This window comes from Thermomonas sp. (assembly GCF_029945965.1).
In the GTDB taxonomy this organism is placed as follows: Bacteria; Pseudomonadota; Gammaproteobacteria; order Xanthomonadales; family Xanthomonadaceae; genus Thermomonas.
This window is the reverse complement of record NZ_JAQSDO010000020.1, coordinates 315,954-334,951: the sequence shown is the minus strand read 5'-3', so window position 1 is coordinate 334,951 and position 18,998 is coordinate 315,954. Positions and strand designations below refer to the sequence as shown.

General features: G+C 60.4%; 16 protein-coding genes. 10 read left to right on the top strand and 6 right to left on the bottom strand.

Translation table 11 applies throughout. From position 1 onward, the window contains the following. Positions 1–2: 2 nt before the first annotated feature. Genes PSV05_RS14260 through PSV05_RS14235 form a run of 6 tightly spaced genes read left to right on the top strand, consistent with a single transcriptional unit; the run spans position 3 to position 6,591 of the window. On the top strand, positions 3–842 hold the full coding sequence (locus tag PSV05_RS14260; protein ID WP_300066524.1) for an NAD-dependent epimerase/dehydratase family protein: 840 nt from the start codon (positions 3–5) through the stop codon (positions 840–842). Next, positions 839–1,903, top strand: a complete 1,065-nt coding sequence (locus PSV05_RS14255; protein ID WP_300066521.1) for a class I SAM-dependent methyltransferase — start codon at positions 839–841, stop codon at positions 1,901–1,903. Before PSV05_RS14260 ends, PSV05_RS14255 begins: the two co-directional genes overlap by 4 nt. After that, a complete protein-coding gene (locus tag PSV05_RS14250) occupies positions 1,900–2,706 on the top strand; it encodes a cephalosporin hydroxylase family protein (protein ID WP_300066518.1) in 807 nt (268 codons plus the stop codon). Before PSV05_RS14255 ends, PSV05_RS14250 begins: the two co-directional genes overlap by 4 nt. 37 nt (positions 2,707–2,743) lie before the next feature. Then, a complete protein-coding gene (locus tag PSV05_RS14245; protein WP_300066515.1) occupies positions 2,744–4,246 on the top strand; it encodes an oligosaccharide flippase family protein in 1,503 nt (500 codons plus the stop codon). Between the two features lie 31 nt (positions 4,247–4,277). Then, positions 4,278–5,492, top strand: coding sequence for a glycosyltransferase family A protein (locus PSV05_RS14240; RefSeq protein WP_300066513.1), 1,215 nt, complete (start codon positions 4,278–4,280; stop codon positions 5,490–5,492). Between the two features lie 25 nt (positions 5,493–5,517). Further along, positions 5,518–6,591, top strand: coding sequence for a glycosyltransferase family 1 protein (locus PSV05_RS14235; protein ID WP_300066510.1), 1,074 nt, complete (start codon positions 5,518–5,520; stop codon positions 6,589–6,591). On the opposite strand, the gene PSV05_RS14230 is transcribed toward PSV05_RS14235, so the two are convergent. The 4 genes from PSV05_RS14230 to PSV05_RS14215 all read right to left on the bottom strand — a co-directional run bounded on the left by PSV05_RS14230 (position 6,574) and on the right by PSV05_RS14215 (position 10,417). Next, positions 6,574–7,596, bottom strand: a complete 1,023-nt coding sequence (locus PSV05_RS14230; protein WP_300066507.1) for a glycosyltransferase family 4 protein — start codon at positions 7,594–7,596, stop codon at positions 6,574–6,576. The genes PSV05_RS14235 and PSV05_RS14230 overlap by 18 nt on opposite strands. Next, on the bottom strand, positions 7,596–8,723 hold the full coding sequence (locus PSV05_RS14225; RefSeq protein WP_300066505.1) for a glycosyltransferase family 4 protein: 1,128 nt from the start codon (positions 8,721–8,723) through the stop codon (positions 7,596–7,598). The genes PSV05_RS14230 and PSV05_RS14225 overlap by 1 nt, the downstream gene beginning before the upstream one ends. Before the next feature lie 82 nt (positions 8,724–8,805). Then, the gene (locus PSV05_RS14220; RefSeq protein WP_300066502.1) at positions 8,806–9,555 is read right to left on the bottom strand and encodes a class I SAM-dependent methyltransferase; all 750 of its coding nucleotides are present in this window, start codon (positions 9,553–9,555) and stop codon (positions 8,806–8,808) included. Next, positions 9,548–10,417, bottom strand: coding sequence for a glycosyltransferase family 2 protein (locus PSV05_RS14215; RefSeq protein WP_300066499.1), 870 nt, complete (start codon positions 10,415–10,417; stop codon positions 9,548–9,550). The genes PSV05_RS14220 and PSV05_RS14215 overlap by 8 nt, the downstream gene beginning before the upstream one ends. 108 nt (positions 10,418–10,525) lie before the next feature. On the opposite strand from PSV05_RS14215, the gene pilB reads away from it, so the two are divergent. The 4 genes from pilB (at position 10,526) to coaE (ending at position 15,136) form a co-directional block, all read left to right on the top strand. Continuing rightward, positions 10,526–12,244 (top strand): type IV-A pilus assembly ATPase PilB, encoded by a 1,719-nt coding sequence (gene pilB / locus PSV05_RS14210; RefSeq protein WP_300066497.1) that lies wholly within the window; start codon positions 10,526–10,528, stop codon positions 12,242–12,244. Between the two features lie 10 nt (positions 12,245–12,254). Further along, a complete protein-coding gene (locus tag PSV05_RS14205; RefSeq protein ID WP_300066494.1) occupies positions 12,255–13,520 on the top strand; it encodes a type II secretion system F family protein in 1,266 nt (421 codons plus the stop codon). Between the two features lie 4 nt (positions 13,521–13,524). Then, positions 13,525–14,388, top strand: a complete 864-nt coding sequence (locus PSV05_RS14200) for an A24 family peptidase (protein WP_300066491.1) — start codon at positions 13,525–13,527, stop codon at positions 14,386–14,388. Positions 14,389–14,524: 136 nt separating this feature from the next. After that, the gene (gene coaE / locus PSV05_RS14195; protein WP_300066488.1) at positions 14,525–15,136 is read left to right on the top strand and encodes a dephospho-CoA kinase; all 612 of its coding nucleotides are present in this window, start codon (positions 14,525–14,527) and stop codon (positions 15,134–15,136) included. A 21-nt stretch (positions 15,137–15,157) separates the two neighbouring features. Here coaE and PSV05_RS14190 read toward each other — a convergent pair whose 3' ends face one another. After that, the gene (locus PSV05_RS14190; protein WP_300067031.1) at positions 15,158–16,111 is read right to left on the bottom strand and encodes a Nudix family hydrolase; all 954 of its coding nucleotides are present in this window, start codon (positions 16,109–16,111) and stop codon (positions 15,158–15,160) included. Next, on the bottom strand, positions 16,108–18,846 hold the full coding sequence (gene secA, locus PSV05_RS14185; protein WP_300066485.1) for a preprotein translocase subunit SecA: 2,739 nt from the start codon (positions 18,844–18,846) through the stop codon (positions 16,108–16,110). Before secA ends, PSV05_RS14190 begins: the two co-directional genes overlap by 4 nt. Positions 18,847–18,998: the final 152 nt, after the last annotated feature.

Below are 18,998 nucleotides of genomic sequence, written 5' to 3'. Positions count from 1 at the left end.
ACATGCGGGTTGCTGTCACTGGATCCAGTGGATTCATCGGACGTCATGTCGTGCGACAACTTGCCGCACGACGTGGCATCGACGTCATAGCAATTGCGCGACACCCCGATGCTTCCATCAGCCCATCGGTGACTCCCGTCGAACTGGACATCGGCGCCGACAACGCACACATGTATGACTCGATCGGGCGCCCGGACGTGTTGCTGCATCTCGCTTGGAGTGGTCTCCCGGACTATCGTGCAGCAACGCACCTGGAGAGTGAGCTGCCGCGACAGATCGGTTTCCTTGATGCTTGCGTGAACGCCGGGCTTCGTCGTCTGGTCGTGGCGGGTACCTGCCTCGAGTACGGCATGCAATCAGGCTGCCTCGACGAGTCACTGCGTACCGCCCCAATCACTGCCTATGGCCAAGCCAAAGACCGCTTGCGCGAGCATCTCGATGCCTGCGTGGCAGCGGACGGACTGCAGCTTGCGTGGGCACGACTGTTCTACCTATATGGACCAGGCCAGGCACCCACCTCGTTGTATTCCCAGTTGCGAACGGCCGTCGAAGCTGGCGCGACTGAGTTCCCCATGTCTCCCGGTGACCAACAAAGAGATTTCCTTCCAATCGACGCCGCTGCCGCGTATCTGTGTGCGCTTGCGTTGGAGGCACCGGATGCAGGCGTGGTCAACGTGTGTGGTGGTACCGCGAAACCAGTGGTGTCCTGGGCGCGTGCATGGCTTTCCGAATGGGGTGCCGACCTGACGCTGAAACTGGGCGTATATCCTTATCCCGAGTATGAACCCCATGCATTTTGGGGAAGCACCATGAAACTTCATTCGTTATTGGGGACGCCATGAGTGCGCGAGAACTGTTGCGGCTACAAGACGTCCCAGTCTACCAGAACAAGATGTTCGATACGGTAGCTGCGGCACGAGCCTGTCCACGTGGTGACGTAATACTGATGCAGGACGATGCTACTGGACTAGTCAGCAACATCGCCTTCGATCCGCGCAAACTCGACTACGACAAGAGCTACCAGAACGAGCAGGGCCACTCGTCGATGTTCCAGGAACATCTGTCGGAAGTGCTCGCCACGCTTGAACGGCATTTCCGCTCCGCGCGCATCCTTGAGATTGGATGCGGCAAGGGCGCATTTCTCGATCAATTACGCAACGATGGCCACGATGCCTGGGGCGTGGACCCGGCATACGAGGGCGATTCGCCCTACATCACCAAGGCACGGTTTGAACCGGAACTTGGCATCCGTGGTGATGCCATCGTCATGCGACACGTTCTGGAGCACATTCCGCAACCGCTGGCCTTCCTGGACACGATCCGGCGCGCGAATGGCGACCAAGGCACGGTCTACATCGAAGTCCCCTGCCTGGACTGGATTCTGCGCAAGCGCACTTGGTTCGATGTGTTCTACGAACATGTGAACTACTTCCGCCTCACGGACTTCAACCGGATGTTCGCAACGGTTCGCGAGTCGGGCCACCTGTTTGGCGGTCAGTACCTGTACGCGGTTGCGGAGCTGTCGTCACTCCGAGACCCTGCGACTTTCGGTCCACATGCTCCTGTCTCCATACCCGGTGATTTTTTCGCCAATATTGATCATTGCCTCGACCAAGGCGCCCACGCTCCGCAACACATCGTCTGGGGCGGTGCAGCCAAGGGGGTGATGTTCTCGCACCACGCAATCAATCGGGGCCTGTCCTTGGATTTCGCTATCGACATCAATCCGGCCAAACAGGGAAAATTCTTGGCAGCCAGCGGCCTGCCGGTGCTTGCCCCGGATTACGGAGTGTCGCAAATAGCCGACAACGCCGTGATTTTCGTGATGAACTCCAACTACCTGGAAGAAATCCGGACGCTGGCCGGACCCGACTTCAACTATATTCCCGTGGACAGATCATGAGCGATTTTCGAGAAGAATCCAGAGAACGCATAGCTGCCATCCGCGATAACACGCTTTTACAAGCAGATGCACGCGCACTGACCAACAGCTCAATCTCGGCACAGTATTCCTACAACTTCTTCTGGCTCGGACGCCCGATCATCCAGTACCCACAGGATATGATCGCGCTGCAGGAAATCATCTGGGAGGTGCGGCCCGACCTGATCATCGAGACCGGTATTGCGCACGGCGGCTCGCTGATCCTTAGCGCGTCGTTGCTGGCGCTGCTCGACTACTCCGACGCCGTGCAGGCGGTGGAAGTGCTCGATCCACGCACCGCCCGCCGCCGCGTGCTCGGCGTCGACATCGACATCCGCGCGCACAACCGCGCCGTGATCGAAGCGCACCCGATGGCACATCGGATCGATATGATCCAGGGATCGTCGATCGATCCTGACATCATCGCCCGCGTGCACGCGGCGGCGCAGGGCCACGAACGCGTACTGGTCATCCTCGACTCAAACCATACCCATGACCACGTCCTCGCCGAGCTGGAGGCCTATGCCCCGCTGGTCAGCCGGGGCAGCTACTGCATCGTGTTTGATACGGTGGTCGAGGACCTGCCAGAAGACATGTTCCCGGACCGCCCCTGGGGCAAGGGCGACAACCCCAAGACGGCCGTCTGGGAATACCTGCGCCGGTTGCGGGAGGAAGGGCGAGCTGCGGCCGATGGCAGCCCACTTCAACTGGCTATTGATCAGGACATCGAGGCCAAACTGCTAATTACCGTCGCCCCCGACGGCTATCTTCGTCGTGTGAAGTAGCTACTTTGGCCACGATTCGAACGCTCTTCGGTGACGCATGACCCGGCTGCGCAACAACGTCTTCGCAAACTTCGCCGGTCAGGCATGGGCGGCCATGATTGGGTTGGTATTTTTGCCGATCTACATCCGTTTCCTGGGTATCGAGGCCTACGGCATGGTCGGCTTCTTCCTGAGCCTGCAGGCGTTCTTTGCAATCCTCGATTTCGGCCTGTCGGCCACGATCAACCGCGAGCTGGCGCGGCGGCTGCAGGCCGGGCGCGCAGCGGATGAAATTCGCGACCTGGTGCGGACGTTGGAGTGGGTTTACTGGCCACTTGGCCTGCTGGTTGCCGGCCTGACCCTGCTGGCCAGTGGTCCAATTGCCACGCATTGGCTTAACCCCGTCGACCTTGGTCGCGAAGATCTCGCTCAGGCGATCGCGCTTATGGGCGTGGCGGCCGCTTTGCAGTGGCCGACTGGATTTTACGTTGGAGGTTTCAGCGGAATCGAACGCCAGGTGCTCCTCAATGCCCTCAATGCCTGCTTCGCAACGCTGCGTGCGGCCGGCGCGGCGCTAGTGCTTTGGCTGTGGTCGCCCACCCTGGAAGCGTTCTTGCTGTGGCAGGTCGCAGTTGCAGCACTACAAACCCTGGTGTTTCACCATGTGTTTTGGCGGCTGCTGCCGGCGGGCTCGCGCCCCGCCAAGGCCAGTGGCAGCTTGCTGCGCGAAGTGCACGCTTTTGCCTTGGGCATGACGGCGATCCTGGCGCTGTCGTTCCTGTTGATGCAGTCTGATCGCATCATCCTGTCCAAACTGTTGCCGTTGGACGAATTCGGCTACTACACCGTGGCCGCGGCCGTCGCCGCCGCGCTAGCGCGAGTCATCCATCCGTTTTTCAGCGCGTTGTATCCACGCTACTGCGCGTTAGTGGCCAGCGGCGAGCGCGATCGCCTGATCGACCTCTACCACCACAGCAACCAGTTGCTGGCGGTGGTGGTGTGTTCGGTCGCCGCGATGCTGGTGTTTTTCGCCGCCGACATCCTGCGTCTCTGGACCGGTGATCCGTTACTTGCGGCAAAAAGTGGCCCGGTGCTGGCGCTGCTCGCTTTGGGGACCGCGCTTAACGGGCTGATGAATCTGCCCTACGCCTTGCAGCTGGCCTACGGCTGGACCCGTCTCGCCATCCAGCAGAACATCGTGGCCGTGCTACTGGTCATTCCCGGCACCTGGTGGCTGGCACGACATTACGGCATGACCGGCGCCGCAATAATGTGGGTCGCGCTCAACTTGGCCTACGTGCTGATCAGCATTCCGCTGATGCACCGGCGACTGCTGCCGCGTGAGATGGCGCGGTGGTACAAATTTGACGTATTGCCGGCGGCCTTGACGGCAGGAGTAACCGCGGGTTGCGCGCGTATTTTTATTGCCCCCCTTCCTCGCACCCTCTCCGGCCTCTTGCTATTGGCCGGGACGGCGAGTCTGGTAGTTATGGCAAGCGCGACGGCGACCGCTGTACTTCGATCCAAGAGGTCGCGAGTCCCAGAATCGATTCAGAGCTGACAAGCTCGCTCGCAGCCGCCACACTGACGACATGCGCCCTCGAATCAACGTAATCATTCCCACCAGGGAACGCGCCGATACCTTGGTCCATGCACTGCGCACCGTCGTCCAGCAGGACTACGATGACGTACAAATCATCGTCAGTGATAATTTCAGTCAGGATCAGACCCGGCAGGTGGTGGAGTCCTTCGGAGACTCGCGCATCAGGTACCTCAACACTGGGCGCCGCATCAGTATGTCGCACAACTGGGAGTTTGCGCTGTCGCATGTAACTCATGGCTGGGTTACTTTCCTCGGCGACGACGACGGACTTCTACCAGGTGGATTGGAGCGAATTGGCGCACTCATTGGTCAAACCGACTGCAAAGCGATTACAACACGTTGGTGTCATTATTATTGGCCGGGGACCGGAGGCAATGAAAATCGCCTGTCTGTTCCGCTTGGGCGAAAAGTCGAAAGACGGAATGGGCAAGCTTGGCTTGGAAAGTTATTGCGTGGTAGCGCTTCTTACATGGAACTCCCCTGGCTTTATACCGGGGGTTTTGTGGAAATCTCCCTAGTCAATTCTGCTCGTGTCAATAACGGATCTTTCTTTCTATCCATTACCCCTGATATATATTCTGCGATCGCGATCAGCTCGGTTGCAGGGGATTATCTCATGGTCGATGAGCCCGTAAGCGTAGCAGGCGTTTCTCACCACAGTAATGGCGCTTCTTTTTTCGGCTGTGAAAATCCCGCAGCCTCCAATCAATACCTGTCCGAAAATACCATTCCGTTTCACGCCATGCTTGGCGATATTCCTGTCAAGTCACTTTCGCTCCTCACATATGAGTGCTACTTGCAAGCTGCTCATCTTCGAAGAAAGACTCCACAAGACGACATTGAGAGTCAACTTGCACTAGCAATACGTGTGGCGCCCAGCACTGATATTGAACAAACGCGTGCAGATTGCATGAGAATCGCGTCGATCAATTCGATTTCGGAGCAGACGATTAATCGTCAATTGCGTTTGGCCAAACGCCTGCCGTTAAAACCCGAAAGATATTTACTAACCACCATAAACACGCACATTTATGCGGCTTCAAACGTTGCGGACGCCGCAATACTAGCCCATACACTTCGCACACTACACCACACGGTTTTTACATTTCGCTATTTGCTGTCCACCATCGCTCGAGAAACACGTCACCGGATCGAAAGAGCAAGAAATTTTGTTCTCGAAACCGTTCTCGACTGGCTTTCATGAATATACAGATTCTGCGAGCTTCAACATGAGGATCGGAATCGATGCCCGTCCGTTGGCAGGGCAATTATCGGGCATAGGCCGCTACGTTCTAGAGTTATGCCATACATTGGACGCCGCGTTTCCTGACGCCGAGTTCTTTGCCTACTCGCCGTATTCACCTTCGGTAGCACTACCATCGCAACGCTGGATCGAGCGGCAGCACGAATGGCAACTTACTCATCTCGGCGGATATTTTTGGCTTAAGTATCTAGCTCCCAGCCTCATTGCCCATGATCGCCTGGACTGGTTCGTGGGTACACGGACATTACTACCTTCGCTACCTGAGAACCTCCGTTCGATAAGCGTAGCCTACGACCTGAACCATGTCATAGTGCCTCGTACCATGACGCCAGCGAACCGGCTCGCCCACACACTCTTCTTGCGCCATGATGTGCGGCGCGCCACCCGTGTGGTCGCCATTTCTGCGGGTACCGCATCAAGACTCGCCCGTTATACCGGCCGTCGCGCTGACCTTGTTGTGCACCCCGGCATCGCACCGCATTTTGGCGTTCAACACCCGAACGAAATTGATCGCGTACGCGCCAAGCACGGCCTGAATGGCCCATATCTGTTAAGCGTGGCGACCTTCGAGCCACGAAAAAACATCGGTGCCCTGATCGACGCGTTTTTGGCATTGAAGGCCGCGGGACGACTGCGCGACCACACGCTGGTGCTGGCGGGGGCCGGGGGCTGGGGCCAGTCCGGGCTGGCGCGCCAACTGGAACAGGGCATTCCCGGCATACGTCGCCTGGGCTTCGTCGACGATGCGGACCTGCCACCGCTGTACGCGGGTGCCGATGCGTTTGTGTTTCCGTCGATTTACGAAGGCTACGGCATGCCGGTTGCGGAGGCACTTGCCTGCGGCACCAGGGTGGTGGCGACCAATATCCCGGAGCTGCGCGAGGCCGCGCACGGACGGGCGGTACTGGTGGACCCAGACGCAGCATCGATCGCGAGCGGCATAGAACAGTCGCTGCTGCAGCAGCGGCCAGACCCGCTGCCACGTGACTACAACGCCGAAAGCAAACGCGCGTTCGCGGCGTTATTCACCGCTGATTAGGGGCCAACCAACCAGTCCCGCGTAAACGCGCAGGTACGCACCGATTGCAGCCGCCTCGCCGAACACCTCGATTGCGCGCTGCCTTCCTGCGATACCCATCAGGCGCGCCAGCCCGCGATCGCTCTCCAGTTGCCGACACCGCGCGGCAAACGAGGGCACATCGTCGACAGACACAAGTAATCCGGTGACGCCATCATCGACGACCTCGGTCACCGCACTGGTTTGAAACGCAACGACCGGCTTCCCGCACGCCATGCCTTCCAGCGCGGTGTAACCGAAGCCCTCATACCGTGACAGCGAGATCACCGCGTCGCAGTGCTGGTACTCGCGGACCAATTCATCCTCCGTCAGCCGGCCGAGCATGTGCACGCCCGGCATCGTGGCGACGCTCACGCCGCGCAATCCACCCGTGCAGCGCAATGCAAAACGCGGACCGAGCGCGACAGCCAATCCCGGGAGAAGGTCAAACCCTTTGCGCCGACTGTGGTTGCCGACCATCAACAAGCGGAACGGTCGAGCCGGGTCCGGGACGTAACCCGGATCTGGAACGTACCGCGTGGTGTCGACCCAGTTGGGGATTGCCAATACGTTGGCGTGACCGCAGAAAGAGCGCACGGTGCCAGCGACATAGGCCGAGATCGCGGTGACGGCCTGGCTCCCCTGCAGAGCGCGTTGCTCGCGCCAGCGGATGTGCCAGCGATGGTAAAGCGTCTGGCCGAAGGAACGATGGGGCGCGTAGGCCGGATCGTGCACGAGATGGAGCACGGTGGCCACCACCGGTATGCCACGCCCCACGAAGGGCAAGGCTAGCCAGCCGTTCGCATGGATGACATCGGTACCCTCCGGCACGCGATGCAGGCGCATCAGTTCCGGCAGGAACTCGTACCAGGCCGGGAACCAAGTGATGTCGACCTCAATATCTCGAGCGCGCAATGCTGCCGCCAGCCGTTCGGTGAATACATCAGCGCCGGTTCCCGCGCGAATGGTAGGCAACCAGACACGCATCATTCGGCCACCTGGGCGCCGAGCAGAGCCGCGTAGGCCTTTGCCCGCATTCGCCAGTCGAAGTGCTGAACTGCGTGCACCCTCTCAGCGACAGCATGGTCAGTAACGGGCACCTCCAGCGCAGCGCACACTGCACCCGCCAACTCCGCGATGTCGTCCGATTGGACGAGGAGGCCAATGGTTTCGTCCTTCACCACGTCGCGCACGGCCGGCAGATTACCGGCGACGATCGGACAGCCGCAACCCGCGGCCTCGATCAGCACCAGTCCCAGCCCTTCCTGGTCGCCGCCCTGTGTGCGCACGAACGGTGCCACGAATACCGCTGCTCGTTGGTACAGCGGGGCCAAGCCATCCTGCGGCACCGCGCCGAGAAATGTCACCCGGTCGACGAAGCCAAATTGCCTGACCTGCTCGCGGCAGGCCTGCTCCTCGGGCCCGAATCCGACGATCGTCAGCCGCGCCGTGGGATGGACGCGCAGGATCGCCGGCATCGCCTCGACAAGATGCCGGAGGCCCTTCTTCTCCACAAGACGGCCAACAAAGAGGATCTCGTCTCGGGAACGCTCGATGGTGGGATCCGGCGAGAATCGGCCATTCAAATCCACGCCCATCGGTTCGACATGGACCTTGCCCAGATCGATACCCATTCGCGTGAGTTCGTCCCGCATCGCGGCGCTGACGACCGCCAGCGCTGCGGCTCGCCTAGCGACAAATCGCTTGAGCACCTGCAATGGCTTCGCCCGCAGCGCGAACAGGTCGGCCCCGTGCGACGTGACCACCATCGGCGGCGTCAGCGGCTCGATTAAGCCGATGAGTGCGACGATCAGACCTTGCGGAAGTAACCAGTGCGCATGCACCACATCGGGCCGGAACTGTCTGATCAACCTCCAAGTCGACCAGGCCTGCATCAGCAGGAAACCTGGCAGCAGAAACCATTTCCACCGGTGCCGCTTCAGATTGGTGACGATGCCACCATCGTTCACTAGGGTTTCAAGCCGCATTGGCGCATACCGATAACGCATGACGCGAACGCCATCGAACATTTCTTCAGTCGCGGCGCCCGGTGCATGCGGACCAAGCACGGTGACATCGAACTTGTCTGTCAGGCGTCGAGACAGCTCATGCACGAACCCGGGCTCAGGGTCGCCCAACCAACGTGGATAAGTGGACGCGAGGACCAACAAGCGCGGACGTCGATCGCTAGCCGGTTTAATCATTCAGGCGTACAGCTTCGACGAAATAGGCTCCAGGCATCATTTGTTGCGTTGGCCACATCCTGCCGAAGCACCATCCCAATACATTGACCAAGACAATTGCAAATGGAAGCAGTGGCAGCCAGAGCATGCGCCAACTCCTGTTCGTGATCGCATCAATCCCCCCTTGGGCAAGAGCCATCGATAAATTGGCTGATGCCACTTCCGCTGTTAGCCCGACCGGCTGAATCAACTCAAGGTGTAGGCCTGCCTGGTGAATGCGGCGTGCAAGGCCATGTTCAGTCAAACGCTGATAATCATGCGGCTGGTCATGTAGCGGATAGGCGAAAGGTATCGTGAGGAGTAAATGCCCACCCAGGCGCAACACCCGGCTGGCTTCATTCAATGCGAGTTCGGGATCCGGGACATGCTCCAGGACATCTAGCAGCATGACCGTATCGAATGAACGGTCCTGGAAAGGAAGCCTCCTGGCATCCCCGAATATCTCCGGACGCGTCCCATATAGACCCTCGGCCGTACTCGGGTAATCCAGGCCGTGGTATTCGCTGATTCGCGTCAATGATTTACGAATACTCCCATCGGCACAGCCAATGTCCAGGACTATCCCGACAGCACGCCGTGACACCCAATCAGTTCGCTCACGCCCGTGTTTGACGATCAGCCACTGGGGATGGAGCGGTGTAGCGAGTATTGGCCCCAGGACCTGACGCAACCGATTGCGCAGGAGTACGTTCGCTTCAGTCATGCCTGCGATAAGTCAGCGAAGTGATCTGCTCTGACACCAACCCGATCAGGAAGATAATGACCGAAGCACTGAACAGCAGCATGCTCATGTTGGTGAGCCGGTGCTGAGTGAAGAAGGTCCATCCGTAGTATCCGATCCCGGTCACGAAGAACGCCAACGCGGTTGGCGCGAACAGCTTGACCGGCGAATACAGGGTGGCGATCTTGAAGATGATCAACAGGAAGCGGATGCCATCCCTGATGGGGCGGATATGGCTGCCAGTGCCGACTCGCGATGCCACCGGAACCGGGACGTAGGCCACTGCATAGGCACTGCGGAAGAACGCCATGGTGCTGGTCGTGGGGTAGCTGAAGCCGTTGGGAAGCAGGTGCAGGAATTCGCGGAACTTGCCCGCATTAACGGCGCGAAAGCCCGAAGTCAGATCCAGCACCTTGTGCCCGGTCATCCAGCTGGCCAATCTGTTGTAAAACGCATTAGCCAGACTGCGCCCGGCGTTGGCCTGGCCTCCGCGGGCGCGCGCACCTACCGCCATGTCGTAGCCGGCTTCCAGCTTCGCGAGCAATTCCGGAATATTGGCGGGGTCGTGCTGGCCGTCGGCGTCCATGAAGACGAGAATGTCGCCGGTCGCCGCACGCGTACCGCGCTTGATGGCGGCGCCGTTGCCCATTCCATACGGACTGCGAAGAACCCGCGCACCGTGTGCCTCCGCCACCTGTAGGGTCTCGTCCGTAGAGCCATCATCAACCACGATCAACTCGGCATCCGGATAGATCTGCCGCAGGCGCGGCAATGTCAGGGCCAGGCCAGCCGCTTCATTACGCGCTGGCAGGATGATGCTGATCGCAGATGTCTGAATACCCATGCATCAAGACTAGCGTGATTGTCAGGAGTCGTGCAGGGGCAGTCGTCACTGTTCGCGCTCTGGCCGGATTGCGGTAAAGTCGATACTCGCTGGGGAGAGCAACAGCCAATGAGTGCAGTAAATGCCGCCAATCTGATGGGAATCACCGGCATCGCCCGGCGCCTGGTGCTGGATGGCGCCATGGAGGAAGCTGACGCGCGCAAGGCCATGGACGCGGCCACCCAGGCAAAGGTGCCGCTGGCCACTTACATTGCCGACCACAAGCTGGTCCCGACGCGCGCGCTGGCCGCTGCGCATTCGCTGGAATTCGGGATGCCGCTGATCGATCCGCTGTCCGTGGATCCGACGCAGTCGGCGATCAACCTGGTCAAGGAAGAATTGCTGCGCAAGCATCAGATTTTGCCGCTGCACAAGCGCGGTAACCGGCTGTTCGTCGGTATCGCCGATCCCACCGACATTGGCGCGCTGGAAGAGATCAAATTCCATACCAACCTGACCGTCGAGCCCATCCTGGTTGATGCGGACGGCCTGAAGCGCTGCCTGGATCTGTGGCTGGAAGCCGCCGAGGCATTCGATGATGGAGACGGGGACGGCCTGGAAGGACTGGAAGTCAGCGGTGGCGATGAGGACCTGTCGAACGACACCGGCATCGATGCCAGCGGCGAAGACACGCCGGTGGTCAAATTCATCAACAAGGTGCTGGTGGACGGCATCCGCAAGGGTGCCTCGGACGTCCACTTCGAGCCTTACGAGACCGATTACCGGGTGCGCCTGCGCATCGACGGCATCCTCAAGACGGTCAAGAAGATCCCGAACAAGCTGCACCAGCGCATCGCGGCGCGCCTGAAGGTCATGGCCCAGCTGGACATTGCCGAGAAGCGTGTGCCGCAAGACGGCCGCATCAAGCTCAACCTGTCCAAGAGCAAGCAGATCGACTTCCGCGTCAGCACCCTGCCGACCCTGTTTGGCGAGAAGATCGTGCTGCGCATCCTGGACGGCAGCGCGGCCAAGCTGGGCATCGACAAGCTGGGCTATGAGCCGGACCAGCAGAAGCTATTCATCGACGCCATCCACAAGCCTTACGGGATGGTACTGGTGACTGGCCCGACCGGTTCCGGCAAGACCGTGTCGCTGTATACGGCGCTCGGCATCCTGAACGACGAAACCCGCAACATTTCCACCGTGGAAGACCCGGTCGAAATCCGACTGAACGGCATCAACCAGGTGCAGCAGAACGTCAAGCGCGGCATGACCTTCGCCGCTGCGCTGCGCAGCTTCCTGCGCCAGGACCCGGACATCATCATGGTGGGCGAAATCCGCGATCTTGAAACCGCTGAGATCGCGATCAAGGCGGCGCAGACTGGCCATATGGTGCTGTCCACCCTGCATACCAACGACGCCCCCCAGACGATCGCGCGCTTGATGAACATGGGCATCGCGCCCTTCAATATCACCAGTTCAGTCAGTCTGGTCATCGCCCAGCGTCTGGTGCGCCGCCTGCACGACTGCAAGCGCGCGGTGCATCTGCCCGAACATGCCCTGCTCGCCGAGGGCTTTACTGACGATGAGGTGCATGCGGGTATCACCCTGTTCGAGCCGGTAGGTTGCGAGGACTGCACGGAAGGCTACAAGGGCCGTGCCGGTATCTACCAGGTGATGCCGATGACCGACCAGATCCAGCAGATCGTGCTGGCCGGTGGTAACGTGCAACAGATTACCCAGGCGGCTCTGGTCAGCGGCGTCCGCGACCTGCGCCGATCGGCGTTGGACAAGGTCAAGGCCGGCGTCACCAGTCTTGTCGAGATCAACCGCGTCACCAAGGATTGAGGGAGCCAACATGGCCGCACGCAGAACCGCAATCAGCAAAGCCAGGACCCAGGCCGAATCGCGCCGGTTGAACCCGATGGTGGAGTTCATCTGGCAGGGCCGCGACAAGCGGGGCGTGGTGATGAAGGGCGAACAACTGGCCAAGAACGCCAACCTGCTGCGCGCCGAGCTGCGCAAGCAGGGCATCACTCCTACGGTGGTTAAAACCAAATCAAAGCCCTTTTTTGGAGGCGCCAAGAAGATCTCACCGCGTGACATCGCGATCTTCAGCCGCCAGCTGGCGACCATGATGAAATCCGGCGTGCCGATCGTGATGGCGCTGGAGATCATTGGTGGCGGCAACAAGAACCAGACCATGAAGAAGATGGTCCAAGGCTTGCGCAACGACATCGAGGGCGGCGCGTCGATCTCCGAGGCGCTGGAGCGCTACCCGGTTCAATTCGATGAGCTGTATCGGAACCTGGTCAGTGCCGGCGAGACTTCCGGCGTGCTGGAAACGGTACTTGAGACGATCGCGACCTATAAAGAAAACATGGAATCGATCAAGGGCAAGATCAAGAAGGCCCTATTCTATCCAGCGTCCATTGTTGCCGTGGCCATCATCGTCTGCGGCATCCTCTTGGTGTTCGTGGTGCCTACGTTTGAGGAAGCCTTCCAGTCATTCGGCGCCGACCTGCCCGCCTTCACCAAGCTGGTCTTCGGGATATCCGAAAAACTGGTGGAATGGTGGTGGCTGGTCGCAATCATTGTTGGTGCCGCCGTATTCGCCTTCCTGTTCTTCTACAAGCGCTCGGTGCCGTTGCAGCACTTTATCGACCGGATGATGCTGAAAATTCCCGTGATCGGACAGGTGCTGCACAATTCAGCGGTCGCGCGTTTCGCCCGTACCCTGGCAGTGACCTTCCAGGCCGGCGTACCATTGGTGGAAGCCCTCGACAGCGTAGCCGGTGCCACCGGCAATACGGTCTATGAAAAGGCCGTACGGCGCATGAAAGAGGACGTATCGGTTGGTTACCCGGTTAACGTCGCGATGAAGCAGGTCAACGTATTCCCGCATATGGTGGTGCAGATGACCGCGATCGGCGAAGAAGCCGGCGCACTGGACACGATGCTGTTCAAGGTCGCCGAGTTCTACGAGGAAGAGGTCGCCAATGCGGTGGACGCGATGTCCAGCCTGATCGAACCGCTGGTGATGGTGGTGATCGGCACGTTGGTTGGGTCCATCGTGATCGCGATGTACCTGCCGATCTTCAAGCTCGCCTCGACGGTGATGTAACCGGATGGCTTTCCTGGATGCACACCCCGGCCTCGGCTACCCAGCTGCGGCTGGGCTTGGTTTGCTGGTCGGAAGTTTCCTGAATGTGGTGATCCTGCGCCTGCCGCGTCGCCTGGAGTGGGAGTGGAAGCGCGATGCCCGCGAGATCCTCGACGAGCCCGAGCTGTACGATCCACCGCCACCGGGAATCGTGGTCGAAGGCTCGCACTGCCCGCACTGCAAGAGGGCGCTGCATTGGTACGAGAACATCCCGGTATTCAGCTGGGCGATCCAGGGCGGCAAGTGCCGTGGCTGCAAGGCGCCGGTTTCCATCCAGTATCCATTGGTGGAACTGCTGACGGGTCTGCTGTTCCTGGCCTGCGTCTGGCGATTCGGGTTCGGTTGGAAGGGCTTTGGCGCAATCCTGCTGACCAGTTATCTGGTTGCGCTGTCCGGTATCGACTTTCGGACCCGCCTGCTACCCGACCAGCTGACCCTCCCGCTGCTATGGCTTGGTCTGGTCGCATCGGTGGAGAACCTCTACGTCGGCCAGAAAGCTGCGATGCTGGGCGCGATGGCCGGCTATCTGAGCCTGTGGTCGGTGTACTGGCTGTTCAAGCAGCTGACCGGCAAGGAAGGCATGGGCCACGGTGACTTCAAGCTGCTGGCAGCACTGGGCGCCTGGACCGGGTTGGCCGGTGTACTGCCGACGGTACTGATTTCATCGCTGGTGGGCGCGGTCATCGGTTCGATCTGGCTGATGGCCAAGGGCAAGGACAAAGCCACGCCGATTCCATTCGGGCCCTACCTTGCCATCGCCGGCTGGATCAGTTTTTTCTGGGGCGGACAGTTGGTCGGTGCGTACATGCGGTTTTCAGGATTAGCGTGAAGAGAAATGGGGTCAGAGTGAAGTTTCCTGACCACTTGACCGAAAAAGGGGTCAGAGTGAATTTCCTGCCTACTTCACCCGGTCGTTCCAGATTTACGTCAGGAAACTTCACTCTGACCCCTTTTTTCTGCTGCCCATGAACAACTATGTCATCGGCCTGACCGGCGGCATCGCCTCTGGCAAAAGCGAAGTCACCCGACGCTTCGAGGCGCTGGGGATCGTGGTTGCGGATGCCGACCTGGCCGCGCGCGAAGCGGTGGCGATCGGCAGTGATGGCCTGGCCGATGTCGTCGACATGTTCGGCGCTGGTGTGCTGGCTGCCGATGGCAATCTGGATCGCCCGGCGATGCGCCGCCGCGTGTTCAACGACACGGATGCCCGCAAGCGGCTGGAGGGCATCATCCACCCGCATGTGCGCGAGTTGCTTCATGCGGCGTGCTCCAGCGCAGACACCCCCTACGTGATCGCCGCCGTGCCGCTGTTGGCCGAAAGCGGCGGGCGCAAGGCCTACCCGTGGCTGCAGCGTATCCTGGTGGTCGATGTCCCCGAAGCCGTGCAACTGCAGCGCTTGCTGCAGCGCGACGGCATCGATGAAGCATTGGCCCGGCGGATGATGGCGGTGCAAGCCAGCCGTCAGCAGCGCCTGGCAATCGCCGACGATGTGCTGGTCAACGATGGCCCGCCAAGGCAGTTGGATGCGCATGTGCAAGCGCTGGATCGCTTGTATCGGGCACTCGCTGGCGGGTAAGTGTCGCGCTCTAGCGCGCGTCTACACCCATAGCCCGCGGATCGCGGCGATACCCTGCGCACCGTAATTGCGCGCAGCCGGGATATCGTCCACGCGCATGCCACCCAATGCATAGATCGGGAGTGAAACCTGCTCGCGCATCCGCGAGAACACATCCCACCCGATACCGCTGATGTCCGCATGCGTCACCGTGGCCTGCACCGGGCCGAGCACGACGAAGCCACAGTCCAGTTCCTGCGCACGCACCAGATCCTGCGTTGCGTGGCAAGACGCCGCCAGCACGCGCCCGGCGCTGGCGTGTTGTTTGATCGCTGGCGCACATTCGCGATCATGCAACTGTGTCGAACGCAGGTGCACGCCGCAATCAAGGCGCGCTGCCATCGCGATGTCGCCATTGATGAGCAGTTCGGCCCGTGCATCCCGACACAACTCGGCTGCACTGGCAGCCAGTCGTTCCCAACGCCCGGTTTCGCAATCGCGCGCGCGCAATTGCACGCGCTGGATGCCGGCGGCCAATGCATGTTGCAGAGCTGCAAGCCACGCTGCATCGTCACTGGCGCCTGGTTCGGGCGTGATCAGGTAGCGATCTGGCTGCCGCAACGCCGCGACCACCGGACGATCTGCAGGTGGCATCGGATAGCTGGCCAGCAAATGCGGCGGAGCCCAGATTAGTGCCTGGCCGTCCAGACCCTTGGGCGTGCCTTCGTAGGCATGCACCTCACGCACGTCCAGCACCAGTCGCTTGTCCGGGTATTGCTGCGGCACGCAGATCAGGGGCGTGCCTACGCTGGCATGGATGCCGAGTTCCTCGTGCAGTTCGCGCTGGAGCGCCCGTTCGGACGATTCGCCGGGCTCGACCTTGCCGCCGGGAAATTCCCACAGTCCGGCCAAGTCACGGCCTTCGGTGCGTCGCGCCAGCAGGATGCGCCCGCGCGGGTCGCGGATGACGCCGGCGACGACGTGGATTTGTGTCAGGTCAGCTGCCCGTGGCAGTGCTTGTACTTTTTCCCGCTACCACATGGGCAAGCCTCATTGCGGCCAATCTTGGGCATGGCGCGGGCCGTCTGCTGGAAGCCCTGGCCACCTGGCGAAGCGACATCCGCAGCTTCTTCGTCTGCGCCCAGGCCGCCCATGTCGGCATGCTGGAACTGCATCTGCTGCGCGGTTGATTCGGCTTGTGCACGCTCTGCGGCTTCGGCATTGGCGATCTCGTTTTCGTCACGGATGCGCACGCGGGCCAACAAGGAGATCACTTCGCGCTTGACCTTCTCCAGCAGCTCGGAGAACAGCTCGAACGCTTCCTTCTTGTATTCCTGTTTCGGCTGCTTCTGCGCATAGCCGCGCAGGTGGATGCCTTGGCGCAGATAATCCATGCGCGCAAGGTGTTCCTTCCAGGTTTGGTCCAGCACATTCAACATGACGTGCTTTTCCAGCATGCGCATGGTCTCGCCGCCGACCTGTGTTTCTTTCTCGGCGAACATGCCGGAGACGGTTTCCTGCACTTTCTCCTCGATCTGTTCAGTGTCGAGTTCCTCGTGTTCGGCATGCAGCTTCACCAGGTCCATCTGCACGCCGTACTCGGCGACCAGTTCCGCCTGCAGGCCGGCCAGGTCCCATTGCTCATCGACAGAATTGGGCGGGATGAAACGCTCGACCATCTCGCCGACCACGTCCGAACGGATGCCGTCGACGTTGCCCTGGATGCTTTCGGCTTCCAGTAGTTCGTTGCGCTGGGAATAGATCACCTTGCGCTGGTCGTTGTTGACGTCATCGAACTCCAGCAGGTTCTTGCGGATGTCGAAGTTGTGCGCTTCCACCTTGCGCTGCGCATTGGCGATCTGCTTGGTCACCAACGGGCTTTCAATGATGTCGTCTTCCTTCAGGCCCATCCGCTGCATCACCTTCTGCACCCAGTCGGCAGCGAAGATGCGCATCAAATTGTCTTCCAGCGACAGGTAGAAGCGGGACGAACCCGGGTCACCCTGGCGGCCGGAGCGGCCACGCAGCTGGTTGTCGATGCGCCGCGATTCGTGGCGTTCGGTGCCGATGATGTGCAGACCGCCTGCAGCCTTGACCGTGTCATGGCGCACCTGCCATTCGGCCTTGAGCCGCGCGCGGGTGACGTCGTCGACTTCGCCCTGCGCTTCGAGGTCGGCCATTTCGGTTTCCAGCGAACCGCCCAGCACGATGTCGGTGCCGCGACCGGCCATATTGGTGGCGATCGTCACCGCGTCCGGCGCGCCTGCGTTGGCGACAATAATTGCTTCGCGCTCGTGCTGCTTGGCATTGAGTACCTCATGCTTGATGCCGGCAACCTTCAGTTCTTCACTGAGCAGTTCCGACACTTCGATCGAGGTCGTGCCGACCAGCGTCGGCTGACCGCGCTCTACGCAATCAATAATGTCCTTGACCACTGCGCGGTACTTGCCGGCGCGATTGAGGAACACCAGGTCGGAATGATCCTTGCGGACCATTGGCCGGTGGGTCGGCACCACGGTCACTTCCAGCCCATAGATGTTCTGGAACTCATAGGCCTCGGTGTCAGCGGTGCCGGTCATGCCGGCCAGCTTGTCGTACATGCGGAACAGGTTCTGGAACGTGACCGATGCCAGGGTCTGGTTCTCGCGCTGGACCTGCACGCCTTCCTTCGCCTCCACCGCTTGGTGCAGGCCATCCGACCAGCGCCGGCCCTGCAGGGTGCGACCGGTGAATTCATCGACGATGATCACTTCGTCATCGCGCACGATGTAGTCCACGTCGCGCTGGTAGATCGCATGCGCGCGCATCGCGGCGTTGAGATGGTGGACAACGTGGATGTTCTGCGGGGCGTACAGGCTGTCGTCCTCGCCGAGGATGCCTGCGCCGCGTAACAGGTGCTCGGCGTGTTCCTGGCCTTCTTCGGACATGTGAACCTGCTTGCCCTTCTCGTCCACCCAGAAATCGCCTTCATCTTCCTCGGTCTTCTGCCGGACCAGCGAAGGCACGATCTTGTTGACGCTCAGGTACAGCTCCGGCGAGTCGTCCGATGGGCCGGAAATAATCAGCGGTGTACGCGCCTCATCGATCAGGATCGAGTCGACCTCATCGATGATCGCGTAGTGCAAGCCGCGCTGGAACCGGTCTTCCTTGGCCAGCGCCATGTTGTCGCGCAGGTAGTCGAAGCCGATCTCGTTGTTGGTCGCGTAGGTGATGTCGGCGGCGTACGCAGAGTGCTTGTCCGAATGCGGCATGCCCGGATACACCACACCCACGCTCAGTCCCAGCCAGGTGTAGAGCTTGCCCATCCAGGCGGCGTCGCGACGGGCCAGATAGTCGTTGACCGTAATGACATGGACGCCATTGCCTTCCAGCGCATTGAGGTAGACCGCCAGCGTACTCATAAGGGTCTTGCCCTCGCCGGTGCGCATTTCCGCGATCTTGCCCAGATGCAGCACCATGCCGCCGATCAGCTGGACGTCGAAATGGCGCATGTCGAACACACGGACCGAGGCCTCGCGGCAAACCGCAAAGGCTTCCGGTAGCAAATTGTCCAGCGACTCGCCCTTGGCGATGCGTGCCTTGAACTCCTCGGTACTGGCTTTCAGGACTTCGTCGGACAACGCCTGCATTTGCGGTTCCAGCGCATTGATCTTCTTGACCTGGCTGTTGAGTTGCTTGAGCAGGCGTTCGTTGCGGCTGCCGAAGACGCTGGTGAGCAAGCTGTTGAGCATGGTGCGAGGAATCCGGTCTGGGGGATGCGCGCATCCGGAAATGCAGCGGCATCACGTGGCGATCAATGAAAACGGGCGAATGAAAACGGGCGCCATGCGCCCGTTTTGGCAGTCCAATAGTGTAGCTGGAGGCGACGGCCGGCGTTTACAAG